A 15171-nucleotide genomic window follows, 5' to 3' on the forward strand; every position below is an offset into this window, starting at 1 on the left:
AGGGGCTTCTGCAATGAATGAAGAACAGCGCTTGCAAGCTGGACTCGCAACGAAAGATCAATCGAAACCAGACATCATAGAAAAAGACTATAGCAAATATTTCGAGTCTGTGTATAGCGGGCCTTCTCTAAAAGACGCAAAAAAACGCGGGAAAGAAGAAGTGGAATATCACGATAACTTTCAAATAGAACAACACTTTAAAGGAATGGGACAAGGTCGGAAATTCTTTATTCGAACATTTGGCTGTCAAATGAACGAACATGATACGGAAGTGATTGCAGGGATTCTTATGGCATTGGGATATGATGCTACTGACAATGTTAAAGAAGCAGACGTTATATTGCTCAACACATGCGCAATCCGTGAAAATGCCGAGAATAAAGTATTTGGTGAATTAGGTCATTATAAACCACTCAAACTGACGAACCCTGATTTATTAATCGGAGTATGTGGATGCATGTCACAAGAGGAATCCGTTGTAAATAAAATTTTAAAAACGTATGATCAAGTGGATATGATTTTCGGAACACATAACATCCATCGCTTGCCAAACATTTTACATGAAGCATATATGTCAAAAGAAATGGTCATTGAAGTATGGTCCAAAGAAGGCGACGTAATTGAGGACTTGCCAAAAGTCCGGCATGGTAAGATCAAAGCATGGGTTAATATCATGTATGGGTGTGATAAGTTCTGTACGTACTGTATCGTGCCGTATACGCGTGGTAAAGAACGCAGCAGACGACCAGCAGATATCATTCAAGAAGTTCGCCAGTTAGCTGCCCAAGGGTATAAAGAAATCACCTTACTAGGGCAAAATGTGAATGCGTACGGAAAAGATTTTGATGATATTACGTACCGTCTTGGTGATTTGATGGATGAGTTACGATTAATTGATATACCGAGAATACGTTTCACTACGAGTCATCCTCGCGATTTTGATGATCACTTGATAGAAGTGCTTGCCAAAGGTGGGAACTTGGTTGACCATATTCATTTGCCGGTACAATCAGGTTCAACTGATATACTGAAGATCATGGCTCGCAAATATACACGGGAAAGCTATTTGGAACTAGTTGATAAAATTAGAACTGCAATTCCTAATCTATCGCTCACAACGGATATTATTGTAGGATTCCCAAATGAAACGGAAGAACAATTCGAGGAAACGTTGTCACTCTATCGTGAAGTTGGGTTTGATATGGCATTCACATATATTTATTCGCCACGTGAAGGAACACCGGCTGCGAAAATGCAAGACAATATACCGATGGAAGTGAAGAAAGAACGCTTGCAACGCCTGCTCAAACTAGTGAACGACATGTCTGCAGAAGCAATGAAGCCATACGAGGGACAAACTGTTAAAGTGCTAGTTGAAGGTGAAAGTAAGAGAAATCCTGATGTACTGGCAGGCTACACAGAAAAAAGTAAATTAGTGAATTTTGTAGCACCACGTTCTGTAATTGGTGAGATCGTAGAAGTTCGTATTAAAGAAGCAAAATCATGGTCACTCAATGGTGAATTCATTGGAGTAGTCCAACAAGAAAAGGTGATGGGATAATGGAAAAGAAGTTTACGAAAGATGAAATCATAGAAAAAGCACGCGATTTGGCACATATGTTGGCAAACACAGAAGAAGTAGAATTTTATAAACGTGCAGAAGCACAAATTAATGAAAATCAAAAAGTACGCGAAAAAATCGCTAGTATGAAATCTCTTCAAACACAGGCAGTGAATTTCCAAAACTACGAAAAAGAACGTGCATTAAAAGCAATCGAAAAGAAAATCGAGCAAGTTCAAGGTGAAATTGATGCGATTCCATTGGTACAAGAATTTAAACAGTCTCAAGACGAAGTGAATAACTTACTTCAATTAGTTTCCAATACAATTGCAAACAGTGTGACAGATGAAATTATTGAGTCTACTGGCGGCGATCTATTACGCGGTGAAACAGGGTCATACGTAGAGAATACGCAAAAAAAATCCCTTTCTTAAATAAAAAATCGGCTAAGGAGAAAATTCCTTGCCGATTTTTTTCAATTTCTGGGCTGCTGTTGCATAGGATGGATAGAAGCCAAAGAAGGAGGAAGAAAACTGAAAAACTTACGACAAATTGTGACGAAAGCTGTTATTGCCAAAGGGAAGCATCGATCGGAAACTACTGAGTTGCTGAAGCCACCCAATCGTCCTTCCAGCATATTGGGTTGCTGGGTGATCAATCACACGCAACAAGCAAAGAAAGTCGGCGCGTATGTAGAAGTGACAGGTAGTTTTGACGTGAATGTTTGGTACTCGCATCATGATCATTCCAAAACGTCTGTCTTTACTGAATCGATTCCTTATAAGGATAAGATCTCATTGCATTACCGAGATGAGCCGACATCCGCTAAAGAAGAAACGATTGTCACGGTACTGCAGCATCCCAACTGCACAGAGGCCAGTATTTCTGAATGTGGCCAAAACTTCTCCATTTCCATTGAAAGAGAATTATTAGTTGAGATGATTGGCGAAACAAAAGTTTCTGTAACCATTCATCCAGATCCATATGATGAAGAATGGCCGATACTAGAAGCAGAATCTTCTTCTGTTGTGATGGAAGATAAAAAGAATAAAGAAGTGCCGAATCAAGAGAGGCCTCACCAGCCACCACAACGTAAAGATTCACCATTTTAAAAGCCGGGTATTCACCGGCTTTTTTTGTTTGATTTTTTGCATTAAGTAGAAGAAATGATGCAGGTCAAGTTAATTTTCCAATAGTAGATGTAGTCTATATATAGGAGAGACCTATGGTAAAGTTAAAATGGCTTATCGTTTTATTTGCCTTGACACTGCTGACATCATACGAGATAGGAAGTGAAATACAAACTCTTACAGTCCCTCACCCGAACAGGAAGTAGAATCGAATGAGCAAGGTCTAAATTCTTGATCTCTTAACATAATACGAGGAAGGTATGCCGATATTCCACACGATATTGAAGAATGACAGTCAAGCCATGTATGGATATGGTGAATACTAATAAATAGAAGCATTCAAAAATGACGAGTGGTACACTCTGACGCATTCTGATACCGTGATTTATGAGAATCCACATTTTACCAATGTGGGTTATTTCTCCGTACTGGGTAAAAATATACAACAATCTTTTTCTATAGAAACTCTTGTAATAATACTCGTACCCGGCAAGTATCGCTTAGTGAAAATATTTTTGACACCTGTAGCTCCTTATTACAGAGTAATACTCACTGTTCCATTTACAGTGACTTCTAAACATGGGCTAGCATAATGGAAACAAAGTTATAAACCATTCTAGCAAATCAAATGCGGGGATGGTTTTGATTTGTCTTCTACAGAATTATTTATTTAATTATCTATGTCTATCTTCCTTTTAGAACTATATCAACCCCTTTTGATTCGTTAACCCTTAAGGTGTTTGGTATAATGAATAGAAAATGAGCGAGAAAAAGAGGGTTTACCATGTCTGAACATACACCAATGATGCAACAATATTTGAAAATTAAAGAGCAATATACAGACGCATTTCTATTCTTCCGTTTGGGGGACTTCTATGAAATGTTTTTTGAGGATGCCGTTAACGCATCTGCTTTATTAGAAATCACGTTAACGAGCAGGGATTCAGGTGCACGGGAACGTATACCAATGTGCGGCATACCTTATCATTCCGCGACCGGATATATTGAAACATTAATCCATAAAGGTCATAAAGTAGCGATCTGTGAACAAATGGAAGACCCGCGAAACGTTAAGGGAATTGTTAAACGTGAAGTCGTTAAAGTTATTACACCTGGCACATTAACGGAAGGTAAAACAATTGATGTCGAAGCCAATCATTTCATCGGTGCCATCGATAGCTTAGGAAATCAATGTTATGCATTAGCGTATCTTGATGTAGGTACTGGAGAAGGAAAAGTAGAGCTGATTGAAGGAAGTGAGCGAACGCTACTTGCAGAAATCGAAGCTCTTAGCATGAAGGAAATTGTCGTTGATCAACAACTTCATGTTATTTTGGCAGAACTGTTTGAAAGTCGCGAGATTATGCTTTCAATTGAAGATACGGAGCATTCAGGATCAATTGGTCATGATACATATGACCATCTCCCAGATGAGTTGCAAGAAGCTTGCCGTAAATTGCAATCGTATCTACTCCGTATGCAAAAAATGGTGTTTGGTCATATTCGACCTTTCATCTATTTAGAGAAAGATGCAAAGTTATCAATTGATGCGAACTCGATGCGGAATTTAGAGCTCGTACAAACTATTCGTACCGGCAAAAAGGAAGGAACATTATTCTGGGTACTTGATGAAACCGTTACGGCGATGGGCGCGAGGAAGTTACGGATGTGGATTCATCAACCTCTGGCACAGCGCCAAGCGATTGAAGAACGTCTGGAAACTGTAAATAACTTAGTTGATGAGTATTTCTTGCGTGAAGAATTATTAGAGGAGTTACATGACGTTTATGATGTGGAACGCCTTGCAGGAAGAATTTCTATGGGCAGTGCTAGTGCACGTGATCTTGCGCAGCTACGAAATTCCTTGTCACATATACCGAAATTAAAACAGTTGCTTGAAGAATCGAAACGTCCTATGTTACAGCGTTTTGCTGATCGAATGGATCCTTGCGGGGAAACATTCCAACTGTTAACGGATGCTATTGCAGAAAACCCACCGATATCTAGTAAAGACGGTGGATTGATTTTGGATGGCTATCATGAAAAACTAGATGAGCTTCGAAGTGCATCCCGTAACGGAAAGACATGGCTAGCACAGCTTGAGCAGAAAGAGCGGCAACTGACAGGGATAAAAACATTGAAAATCGGCTATAATCGGATCTTTGGCTATTATATTGAAATTACTAAATCCAATATTCATTTAGCCGACTTGTCTCGCTACGAACGTAAACAGACACTCGCAAATGCGGAGCGATATATAACGACGGAACTGAAAGAAAAAGAAGAACTAATCCTAAACGCGGAAGCGGACAGCCAGACATTGGAACTGGACTTATTCCAGTCGATTCGCGATCAAGTGAAGGACGATGTACAACGGATTCAACAATTAGCTTCAGTGATCAGTGAACTGGACGTCTTACTTTCATTTGCTAAGGTATCCGAAAAGAATCAATATGTCCGACCAGAATTCCATACAGGGAAGGCTGTCGACATTCAAAACGGCCGACATCCAGTCGTTGAAAAAATGATGAATCATTCACTATATATCCCAAATTCTTGTACGCTTGCTGAAGAAGAAAATATGTTGCTGATTACAGGTCCGAACATGTCCGGTAAAAGTACGTATATGCGTCAAGTAGCTTTGACTGTAGTGATGGCTCAAATCGGTTGTTTCGTCCCTTGTGAAGAGGCTACACTGCCTATTACAGATCAAATCTTTACACGAATAGGAGCCGCAGATGACGTAGCCTCTGGACAGAGTACATTCATGATGGAAATGATGGAGTCTCAATATGCATTGGCTCATGCGTCGTCCCACAGCCTATTGTTGTTTGACGAAATCGGGCGCGGAACTTCAACATATGACGGGATGGCACTCGCACAAGCGATGATGGAGTATATTCATGAGGAAATCGGAGCCAACACACTATTTTCTACCCATTATCATGAATTAACACAATTGGAGGATGTATTAGATCGCTTACTTAATGTCCATGTCGCTGCCAAGGAGCAAAATGGTAAAGTCGTATTCCTACACAAAGTATTACCCGGTGCAGCCGATCGAAGCTACGGGATTCATGTAGCTGAACTAGCAGGTCTTCCTGCAGACGTAGTGGGACGTGCGAAAACCTTATTACAGCGATTTGAAGAGGATAGTACAACGAAAGGCGTTTCTTCTGTTTCGGAGCAGCTCGCTTTGTTTGATACGGATAGCGAACCGATTGTTTCAGTAGATACACAAAAATTGCTCGACGAAATTGAAGCGATAGATTTGATGAATATGACACCGATGCAAACGATGCAAAAAATGATGGAATGGAAAGAACGCCTGACGGTAGATAAGAAGGGGTGAAGCGGATGAATCAAATTCACATCATGGAAGACACACTAGCCAATAAAATTGCGGCGGGAGAAGTGGTGGAACGTCCTGCTTCCATCGTCAAGGAACTAGTGGAAAATGCGATTGATGCGCAAAGTACTAAAATCGAAGTAACTCTAGTAGAGGCAGGTTTGTCTTCGATTCGGGTGACCGATAACGGCAAGGGTATGTCCGAAGAGGATGCAATCCGCTGTTTCGAAAGGCATGCTACTAGTAAAATAACTAATGAGTATGACTTGTTTCGAATACGTACGCTCGGGTTTCGCGGAGAGGCATTAGCAAGTATCGCGGCAGTATCAAAAGTATCATTATGGACTTCAGATGGCGTAGAAGGTGCAGTTGTAGAGATTGAGGGCGGTAAAGTACTGAAACATCAAGCGGGGGCTTTACGAAAAGGTACAGACTTTCTCATACAACATCTATTCTTCAATACGCCAGCACGTTTAAAATATATGAAAACCATTCAGACGGAACTCGGACATACGATAGATTTATTGAATCGATTAGCGCTGAGTCATCCTGACATTTCCTTTACACTAACTCACGATCATCATGAAGTTCTTAGAACATCGGGTTCGGGAGACATATTACGGGTATTATCAGATATATACGGTGTCGGAGTTGCGCGGAAAATGATACCGTTTCAAAAAGAAGATGCTGATTTCAAGGTGAAGGGTTTTATTACACTTCCTGAGATGACACGCGCATCTAAAAATTATATTTCACTTCTAATGAATGGTCGTTGGATTAAAAGCTATGCGGGAACGCAAGCAGCTATCGATGCGTTGCATACGTACTTACCTATTGGTAGGTTTCCCATTGCGGTCATTGATATTACAGCAGATCCCATTTTGACAGATGTCAACGTCCATCCTGCGAAGCGACATATCCGTATCAGTAAAGAAGGGGAGTTACTCTCTTTAATAAAGGGAGCAATCAGAGAGGCTATTCAAGGAGTCACTATTATCCCCGACGCTGTAAAGAAAGAGAAGCCTGTTAAAAGAGACTCAGAACAACAGACGATTTGGACACCTTCTTATCGCCGGCCGGAAGTGACGGTCCCGTTAGAAGGACAAGAAATACAGCCATCCATTGCACACGTGGAAGAGCCTATTATAGAGCAAGCAACACCGGTCTTCCCAGAAGCTATTTTTGAAACGCAGGAAGAACCCGTGCCGCAAGAGCCTTGTATCTATGAGCAGGAAAAGCAGGAAATAAATCATTTCCCTTCAATTGCACCGATTGGACAAGTTCACGGGACATATATAGTGGCCCAAAATGAAGATGGCTTTTATTTGATTGATCAGCACGCAGCGCAAGAACGAATTAAATATGAATATTTTAAAGTGAAACTTGGTCAGGTGGATGCAGGTGAACGTCAGCAATTGCTTTTACCCTTGGTTTTTCATTACTCAGCTGATGAGCAAGTAAAGATTGAAGAGTGTAAAGACGCATTGGAAGAAGTTGGTGTATTTTTAGAAGCGTTCGGGCCAGCGACGTATACCGTGAAAGAGTATCCTTCATGGTTTCCTGAAGGACAAGCTACCTCGATTATAGAAGAGATGATTGAGCAAGTACTTGAGAAACGCAAAGTCGATGTCGAGAAATTGCGTGAAGAAAGCGCCATTATGATGAGTTGTAAAAAATCTATTAAAGCAAACTATTACTTAAGGCAAGAAGATATGGAACGATTACTAACTGATCTAGGGGCTTGTCATAATCCTTATACATGTCCGCATGGTCGTCCGGTATTGATCCATTTTACAACGTATGAATTAGAGAAAATGTTTAAACGAGTGATGTAACAGAGCACATCAGAAAGGAGCGATTATATGTTTTCTACATTAGAAAGATCAAGCAGAATTCAGGACTTGAGAAACTTTTCATTCGATGTTTTAGTTGTCGGTGGAGGGATTACAGGTGCGGGTATCGCATTGGATGCGGCTGCGAGAGGATTTTCGGTTGCCCTTATTGATATGCAAGATTTTGCGGCGGGAACATCTAGCCGTTCAACAAAACTGATACATGGTGGCTTGCGCTATTTAAAACAATTGGAAGTGAAAATAGTGGCAGAAACGGGAAAGGAACGAGAAATCGTTTTCCGTAATTCTCGAAATATCACGAAATCAAGACCTATGCTATTGCCGATCTATCAAAAAGGAACGTATGGCAAGTACTCTACTTCGGCTGGACTTCTCATCTATGATTTACTAGCAGGTGTAAAGCCTGCAGAACGACGTGAGATGTTGACGAAAGAAGAAACGGTTGAACTTGAACCATTACTGAAAAAGGAACGGTTACAAGGTGGCGGGCATTATGTGGAGTATCAGACCGATGATGCACGTTTGACGATTGAAGTACTGAAGAAAGCAGCAGAAAAAGGTGCGCTTTGCCTAAATTATATGAAGTGCGAACAATTCAACTTTGAGAAAGATCGTATCGTTGGGGCAGTCTTAAGTGATCAACTAACCGGCGACCGATTTTCCGTAGGGGCTTCTATGGTGATCAACGCGTCAGGTCCGTGGGTTGACGAGTTGCAGAAGAGAATCAGCAGCAAACCCAAAAAACAATTGCATATTACGAAAGGTGTCCATATCGTAGTAGATCAATCTATCTTCCCGTTGCAGCAAGCAATTTATTTTGATAACTCGGATGGGAGAATGTTATTCGCCATTCCACGAGATAATAAAACGTATATTGGTACGACTGATACATTTTATTCGGATAATAAACAGCATCCTACAGCGACAGAAGATGATATACACTACATCATTGATGCGGTACGCGAAATATTCCCAAGCATTCATCTTCAACGAAAACATGTGGAATCTACGTGGGCAGGAATTCGTCCATTGATTGCGCAAGAAGGTAAGGATGCATCTGAAATTTCAAGAAGAGATGAAGTGTGGGAAACAGTTCCTGGATTGCTGACGATTGCAGGAGGGAAGTTAACAGGCTACCGGCAGATGGCGGAAATCGTAGTGGATCGAATTAATGAACAGCTAGAAAAGCCATCTATCAAGCAATGTGAAACGAAGAATATCGCCGTTTCAGGAAGTGACTTTATAGACGATGCAGCGTTGAAGCAATTTATTGATCTACAGGCGGAACGAGCACCTCAGTTCGGCTTAACTCCACAGCAAGGAGCGCGTCTTGCTGCGTTTTATGGAAGAAATAGTGATGAGATTTTCCAATTCGCCCACGCGATTTCAGCAGAGGAGAACAATTTGCCAATTAGTTTACGTGCAGAAATCTTATACGGAATACATCATGAAATGGTCACATCACCAAGTGATTTCTTTATTCGTAGAAAAGGGGATTTATATTTCCAAATCGATGTGGTGGAGTCATTGGCAACAAAAGTAACCGACTATATGGCAAAGTTGTTGCGTTACACGGACAGTGAGAAATCTATTCATGAAAATGACTTGAAAAATGCGATTGCGGAAGCGAAAGGAAGTGCAAGTTCATGACAGACCAGTGGATAGAAATGCGTGACGGTACTAAAGTGTATAGTACAAGTTATACACCTGAAACTAAGCCAGTTGCTCGTGTGCATATCATTCACGGATTGGCTGAACATAGCGGTCGTTATAAACGATTCGCAGAGTACTTACAGTCACAAGGGTATGTCGTTACGTTGCATGACCAAAGGGGGCACGGTAAGACGGCTACAGAAAACGGTCATGTATACGGCTATATAGGTAGGTCTGCCACATTTGACCAATTGGTGGATGATGCGTTTGAAGTGAATCAAGCATATCAACTACAATACAAAGAGCTGCCGGCAGTACTATTCGGACATAGTATGGGTTCCTTCGTTGCAAGGCGCTATATCCAGCTATACAGTTCTACGCTAAGCAAAGTCATTCTATCGGGTACTGGAACCAATTCTAAGCTCACTGCACATGCTGCGATTACATTCGCCGCGTATAGAGAAAATAAATTCCCTAAAGAGCAACCGGATAAAATTTTAAACGGTTTGGTGTTTGGCGAATATTCAAAACAATTTCCTGGGGAAGGTGAATTTGCTTGGCTATCACGCGATGTAGAAAGTGTAGTTGATTACAAAGAGGATGAGGCATGTGGATTTGTGCCGACTGCTCAACTGTTTCGTGTCTTAATTGAAGGAATGAATTCATTGGAAGTGCCTGAATTCTTGTTGAATATTCCGAATGAATTACCAATTTTATTACTTTCAGGTACAGATGACTTAGTAGGAGACCGTGCTAAAGGTGTGTGGAAAGTAGCCAAACAATTCGATAAAGCTAATCAACAGCGAGTCACTGTTCAGCTCTATGAAGGTGGAAGACATGAGATGCTTCAGGAAACTAACTATAAACAAGTGTATACAACTATCGTGGAATGGATGAAGCGACATGAACCTACCCGTTGAGGTACTAGCAGTAGTAGGGCCGACTGCTTCAGGGAAAACAGCGCTTAGCGTGGCACTTGCAAAACTATTAAATGGGGAAATCATTAATGGTGATGCGATGCAAGTATATAAAGAATTGGATATCGGTACGGCAAAGATTCATTGCTCTGAGATGCAAGGGATTCCACATCATTTCTTTGATGTAAAAGAACCAACAGAATCATTTTCTGTAGCGGAATATCAACTAGCAGTCAGGCAATGGATTGCCGATATTCAATCTCGCGGAAAATTACCTATTATTGTCGGTGGCAGTGGAATGTATGTTCAGTCGGTATTATTCGATTATCGATTTACAGAACAAGCAGCTGATCCGAAAGTGCGAGCGCGTTTAGAGCGAGAGCTTGAATCAGAAGGCGCAGATGTATTGCACGCAAGACTAGCAAAATTGGATCCGAAAAGTGCAGAGAAAATTCATCCAAATAATTATAGACGTCTAGTGCGTGCGCTTGAGATCCTCGAAGTGACGGGTCAAACAAAGCAAGACCATGAACAACAACAAGGGAATCAGCCTATGTATCATTCCTTAATTATTGGATTAGATCTTCCTAGAGAATTACTATATGAGCGAATCAATCTGCGTGTAGAACAAATGGTTCAAGCGGGATTATTTAATGAGGTACAGCAACTCTGGAATAAAGGAATTCGTCAAAATCAATCAGTACAAGCAATAGGCTATAAAGAACTGATCTCCTATTTTGATGGACTATTGACAAAAGAGCAGGCAATAGAAGCGGTAATGAAAAACACACGCAATTATGCAAAAAGACAGCTGACCTACTTCCGCAATAAATTGCCTGTCCAGTGGGTAGATGCGAATCAGTCGGGGGAAGAAGTTTTTCAAACAACTTGTAAGATAATAAAGGAATTTCAGAAGTGAGTATGGAATAACTAAATAACAGGGACAAGGAGGCAATTGAATGGCACAAGGAAATATGCAAGATACATTTTTAAATTCCTTACGTAAGAACAACACATTCGTTACAATTTTTTTACTAAATGGTTTTCAATTGAAAGGTCTCATCAAGTCATATGATAATTATACGGTTCTATTAGAAACAGATGGTAAACAACAGCTTATTTATAAGCATGCTATTTCTACGTATGCTCCTGCAAAACCAGTTATTTTAAAAGACGAACAATAAACAGGCGCTTGCCTGTTTTTTTGTTGTCTTTCATTTGGTATATAGACTTCATCTGGTAAAATAGAATATGATCAAATGAAATGAGGTACTACATATGCAAATTACACCCATTAATGAAGAATTACTAACAAAATCACAAGAAGCGGAAGAACTAATCGCTCCGCATGTGAAGAAAGTAGAAGAAATTGCGTTTTTTAACCAAAGAAAAGTCTTACAGGCATTCAAGAAAAATCAAGTAAGCGACTTTCATTTATCAGGCTCAACAGGTTATGGCTATGACGACAGTGGCCGTGATGTATTGGAACAAGTGTATTCGGATGTATTCGGATCGGAAGACTGTCTTGTAAGAAATCAAATTATCTCGGGCACGCATGCCATTACAATCAGCTTGTTCGGGATATTGCGCCCAGGTGACGAACTTCTTTATATTACAGGTAAACCATACGACACGTTGGAATCTATCATTTCCGGCAACGGCAAAGATACGGGTTCACTTGAGGACTTTCAGATTTCTTATCAGCATATTGATTTGAACGAGGATGGTTCTGTTGATTATGAGAAAGCAAAAGAGACGATTTCAGAGAAGACGAAAATCGTAGCGATCCAACGTTCGAAAGGCTATTCAAGTAATCCATCATTCAGAATCCATGAAATTGAAGCGATTATTAAAGAAATCCGCAAAATGAAAGAAGATGTCGTGGTCTTTGTAGATAATTGCTATGGAGAATTTGTGGAAATGAAAGAGCCTGTAGAAGTTGGAGCAGATCTAATGGCAGGCTCGCTCATAAAAAATCCAGGCGGTGGACTTGCTAGAACAGGTGGTTACATTGCAGGCAGAAAAGACTTGGTTGAGAAGTGTGCTTATCGTATGACTTCTCCAGGCCTTGGAGCTGAAGCAGGGGCTTCACTCGATACGTTACTTGAGATGTACCAAGGATTCTTCTTAGCGCCACACGTAGTCAGTCAGGCGGTTAAAGGCGCGTTATTCACATCGGCATTTTTCGCAAGCTTCGGTATGGATACAACACCGCATTACAGTGAGCTTCGAACGGATTTAATTCAATCGGTAAACTTTTTGAACGCTGAACAAATGATTGCGTTTTGTCAGATGATCCAGCAAAACTCACCGATTAATGCTCAATATGCCCCAGAGCCATCTTACATGCCAGGTTATGCTGATGACGTCATCATGGCCGCGGGTACGTTCATTCAAGGTTCCAGTATTGAGTTGACAGCTGACGGTCCGATCAGACCGCCATACACAGCATATATTCAAGGTGGATTGACTTATGAACATGTAAAATCTGCAATACTAGATTCGATGGAACAATTGCTTGAAAAGAAGTTGGTATAAAGAAAAAAGTGTATCGAAAACCTCTTGAGGTTTCTCGATACACTTTTTTTATCATTAATGAATCATCCGAAATACACCGATCACTTTTCCAAGAATGGAAACTTGATCTACAATGATCGGCTCCATGGAAGAGTTTTCTGGTTGGAGTCGAAAATAATCTTTTTCTTTAAAGAAACGTTTAACGGTTGCTTCATCTTCTTCTGTCATAGCTACCACAATTTCACCATTGCTTGCAGAGTGCGTTTGTCTGACAATTACACGGTCTCCGTTTAGGATGCCGGCTTCAATCATGCTGTCTCCTACAATCTCCAACATAAAGATTTCATCCTCTGAGGAACCAAATGTATCCGGCAATGGGAAGTACTCTTCAATATTTTCAATCGTCGTAATTGGATTGCCTGCTGTAACTTTACCAATCAACGGCACATGCATAACGCCATTTTTTAGTTCATCTAGTCCTTCTGGATCTAAAATTTCAATAGCTCGGGGTTTTGTCGGGTCCCTGCGTATGAAACCTTTACTTTCGAGTCGTGATAAGTGACCGTGAACCGTGGAACTTGATGCAAGACCTACAGCTTCTCCAATTTCACGAACGGAAGGGGGATAACCTTTTAAACGCACTTCATCTTTTATGAAAGCAAGTATTTCTTCTTGTCTCTTTGATATTTTCTTCAACAGATTCACCTCTTCTACTAGTTTGCGAGCAATGGTATACTCAACCATTATTTTGAATATAGTATAACATGTGTTCGATTACTAATCAAACAAAGGTTCTAATTTTGCTTGACATGGAATCATATGTTCTCTTATAATTAAGAACAAGTATTCCGAACATGCATTCTAAATGCGCAAATTCGAGGAGGAGTTATAATGGATTTTATTAAAGAATTTATCAAAAATAATTATTATTTCGCAGTATTATTGGCAATTTGTGTATCTTTTGCCTGGGTTCAATTTGATAAAATAGCCGAGGAAGATCACTACATAGAAATTGTTATTAATGAAGGGGATACACTTTGGCAGCTGGCTTCTAACTACTCAGAAGATATACCCACAAACCAATGGATTGAACAGGTGCGTTCACTAAATGAATTACCTACTGACCAAATCGTTTCAGGTGAATTACTCCGTGTGCCTGTTAAAATTAATAAACAAACAGATATCCGGGTAGCTGAAATAGGAGTAGGATCTAAATGACAGAAAAGAAATGTGTAATATACTGCCGTGTGAGTACGGAAAAAGAAACACAAGAACAATCTATTGTGAGACAGCAAGAGGAGCTTGAAAAATTAGCTGCTGAGCTAACCTATGATTGTGTTGGAATCTATACGGATCGGCAGAGTGGATATGATATGGATCGTGAAGGTCTTCTATCCATGTTGGATCAAATCCAAAACGATACAGTGGATGCAGTATTTATTCAAGATGAAACACGATTAGGACGTGGGAATGCTAGGGTTGCGATTTTGCATGTAATTGCTAAAAGTGAAACGACTGTGATTACCAATCATTCAAACGGTACGATTGAACTGAATGAAATGGATTCCATGTTACTAGAAATTCTCGCAATCGTAGAAGAATATCAACGAAAACTACATAATGCAAAAATACGTAGAGGAATGAAGCGTGCTGTTGACAGAGGTTATGATCCATCAAAGAATCTGCGAAATATTGACCAGGGACCGGGGCGTGAAAGACTTGAACTTCCAATAGAAGAAATTGTCTCACTTCGTAACAAAGGTCTCACATATGAAGAAATTGCAACAGTATTAAATGGATTAGGCCATGCGGTCAGTAAAGCTACAGTTCATAGAAGATATAAAGAGTTTATAGCGCAAGAACACTAATAGGTTGCACTTTTCCTTCAGGTTGTTTACATTTTATTAAACGACTAACTTTTGGAGGGTTTTAAAGATGCTATCAGAAAAGAAAATAAAACGTATTAATGAATTGGCAAATAAAAAGAAAACAACAGGATTATCGATTGAAGAGGCAAAAGAACAGACGCGGTTGAGAAAGGAATACTTGGAATCATTCCGTACAAGCATGCGTGAAACGATCGAATCGGTCAAAGTAGTAGATCCAGAAGGAAATGATGTAACACCAGATAAAGTTAAACAAGCAAGAGCGAATCAAAAACCGTTAAATTGATGATAGGTAAAGGATTAAC

The 15171-nt window shown here is 40.2% G+C and carries 14 protein-coding genes; 13 read left to right on the top strand and 1 reads right to left on the bottom strand.

Going from position 1 to position 15171, the window contains the following annotated elements:
- Nucleotides 1-13 precede the first annotated feature (13 nt).
- The 10 genes from miaB (at nucleotide 14) to CSV74_RS02005 (ending at nucleotide 13001) form a co-directional block, all read left to right on the top strand.
- Nucleotides 14-1561, top strand: a complete 1548-nt coding sequence (gene miaB, locus CSV74_RS01960) for a tRNA (N6-isopentenyl adenosine(37)-C2)-methylthiotransferase MiaB (RefSeq protein ID WP_099690374.1) — start codon at nucleotides 14-16, stop codon at nucleotides 1559-1561.
- Nucleotides 1561-1995, top strand: a complete 435-nt coding sequence (locus CSV74_RS01965) for a YlbF/YmcA family competence regulator (RefSeq protein WP_029053137.1) — start codon at nucleotides 1561-1563, stop codon at nucleotides 1993-1995. Before miaB ends, CSV74_RS01965 begins: the two co-directional genes overlap by 1 nt.
- A gap of 120 nt (nucleotides 1996-2115) precedes the next feature.
- Complete coding sequence (cotE, locus tag CSV74_RS01970; RefSeq protein ID WP_029053136.1) at nucleotides 2116-2673, top strand: outer spore coat protein CotE; 558 nt, start codon at nucleotides 2116-2118, stop codon at nucleotides 2671-2673.
- 802 nt (nucleotides 2674-3475) lie between these two features.
- On the top strand, nucleotides 3476-6043 hold the full coding sequence (mutS, locus tag CSV74_RS01975) for a DNA mismatch repair protein MutS (protein WP_099690375.1): 2568 nt from the start codon (nucleotides 3476-3478) through the stop codon (nucleotides 6041-6043).
- A gap of 5 nt (nucleotides 6044-6048) precedes the next feature.
- A complete protein-coding gene (gene mutL, locus CSV74_RS01980; RefSeq protein WP_099690376.1) occupies nucleotides 6049-7875 on the top strand; it encodes a DNA mismatch repair endonuclease MutL in 1827 nt (608 codons plus the stop codon).
- Nucleotides 7876-7902: 27 nt separating this feature from the next.
- The gene (locus tag CSV74_RS01985; RefSeq protein ID WP_099690377.1) at nucleotides 7903-9543 is read left to right on the top strand and encodes a glycerol-3-phosphate dehydrogenase/oxidase; all 1641 of its coding nucleotides are present in this window, start codon (nucleotides 7903-7905) and stop codon (nucleotides 9541-9543) included.
- Nucleotides 9540-10466, top strand: coding sequence for an alpha/beta hydrolase (locus tag CSV74_RS01990; protein ID WP_099690378.1), 927 nt, complete (start codon nucleotides 9540-9542; stop codon nucleotides 10464-10466). Before CSV74_RS01985 ends, CSV74_RS01990 begins: the two co-directional genes overlap by 4 nt.
- Entirely contained in the window at nucleotides 10450-11382 is a 933-nt protein-coding gene (gene miaA, locus CSV74_RS01995; protein ID WP_099690379.1) for a tRNA (adenosine(37)-N6)-dimethylallyltransferase MiaA, read from the top strand. Before CSV74_RS01990 ends, miaA begins: the two co-directional genes overlap by 17 nt.
- Before the next feature lie 40 nt (nucleotides 11383-11422).
- Nucleotides 11423-11647 carry an RNA chaperone Hfq gene (hfq, locus tag CSV74_RS02000; protein WP_029053130.1) on the top strand — a complete coding sequence of 75 codons (225 nt, stop codon included), beginning with the start codon at nucleotides 11423-11425 and terminating at the stop codon, nucleotides 11645-11647.
- A gap of 94 nt (nucleotides 11648-11741) precedes the next feature.
- Nucleotides 11742-13001: a methionine gamma-lyase family protein gene (locus CSV74_RS02005; RefSeq protein ID WP_099690380.1), complete on the top strand. Its 1260-nt coding sequence runs from the start codon at nucleotides 11742-11744 to the stop codon at nucleotides 12999-13001.
- 54 nt (nucleotides 13002-13055) lie between these two features.
- On the opposite strand, the gene lexA is transcribed toward CSV74_RS02005, so the two are convergent.
- Entirely contained in the window at nucleotides 13056-13676 is a 621-nt protein-coding gene (gene lexA / locus CSV74_RS02010) for a transcriptional repressor LexA (protein ID WP_029053128.1), read from the bottom strand.
- Nucleotides 13677-13871: 195 nt separating this feature from the next.
- Here lexA and yneA point away from each other — a divergent pair, with 195 nt between their 5' ends.
- From yneA to CSV74_RS02025, 3 genes are all read left to right on the top strand, one after another.
- Nucleotides 13872-14198: a cell division suppressor protein YneA gene (gene yneA, locus CSV74_RS02015; protein ID WP_099690381.1), complete on the top strand. Its 327-nt coding sequence runs from the start codon at nucleotides 13872-13874 to the stop codon at nucleotides 14196-14198.
- On the top strand, nucleotides 14195-14848 hold the full coding sequence (locus CSV74_RS02020) for a YneB family resolvase-like protein (protein ID WP_099690382.1): 654 nt from the start codon (nucleotides 14195-14197) through the stop codon (nucleotides 14846-14848). Before yneA ends, CSV74_RS02020 begins: the two co-directional genes overlap by 4 nt.
- A 67-nt stretch (nucleotides 14849-14915) precedes the next feature.
- Nucleotides 14916-15152, top strand: coding sequence for a DUF896 domain-containing protein (locus tag CSV74_RS02025; protein WP_099669335.1), 237 nt, complete (start codon nucleotides 14916-14918; stop codon nucleotides 15150-15152).
- Nucleotides 15153-15171 lie beyond the last annotated feature (19 nt).

Origin of the sequence: Sporosarcina sp. P19 (assembly GCF_002743165.1) — a bacterium.
Classification (GTDB): Bacteria; Bacillota; Bacilli; order Bacillales_A; family Planococcaceae; genus Sporosarcina; species Sporosarcina ureae.

Bases quoted from the DNA above. Each gene is read 5' to 3' on its own strand.
- miaB (WP_099690374.1), top strand. From the start codon at position 14: ATGAATGAAGAACAGCGCTTGCAAGCTGGACTCGCAACGAAAGATCAA.
- CSV74_RS01965 (WP_029053137.1), top strand. From the start codon at position 1,561: ATGGAAAAGAAGTTTACGAAAGATGAAATCATAGAAAAAGCACGCGAT.
- mutS (WP_099690375.1), top strand. From the start codon at position 3,476: ATGTCTGAACATACACCAATGATGCAACAATATTTGAAAATTAAAGAG.
- mutL (WP_099690376.1), top strand. From the start codon at position 6,049: ATGAATCAAATTCACATCATGGAAGACACACTAGCCAATAAAATTGCG.
- CSV74_RS01985 (WP_099690377.1), top strand. From the start codon at position 7,903: ATGTTTTCTACATTAGAAAGATCAAGCAGAATTCAGGACTTGAGAAAC.
- CSV74_RS01990 (WP_099690378.1), top strand. From the start codon at position 9,540: ATGACAGACCAGTGGATAGAAATGCGTGACGGTACTAAAGTGTATAGT.
- miaA (WP_099690379.1), top strand. From the start codon at position 10,450: ATGAACCTACCCGTTGAGGTACTAGCAGTAGTAGGGCCGACTGCTTCA.
- hfq (WP_029053130.1), top strand. From the start codon at position 11,423: ATGGCACAAGGAAATATGCAAGATACATTTTTAAATTCCTTACGTAAG.
- CSV74_RS02005 (WP_099690380.1), top strand. From the start codon at position 11,742: ATGCAAATTACACCCATTAATGAAGAATTACTAACAAAATCACAAGAA.
- yneA (WP_099690381.1), top strand. From the start codon at position 13,872: ATGGATTTTATTAAAGAATTTATCAAAAATAATTATTATTTCGCAGTA.
- CSV74_RS02020 (WP_099690382.1), top strand. From the start codon at position 14,195: ATGACAGAAAAGAAATGTGTAATATACTGCCGTGTGAGTACGGAAAAA.
- CSV74_RS02025 (WP_099669335.1), top strand. From the start codon at position 14,916: ATGCTATCAGAAAAGAAAATAAAACGTATTAATGAATTGGCAAATAAA.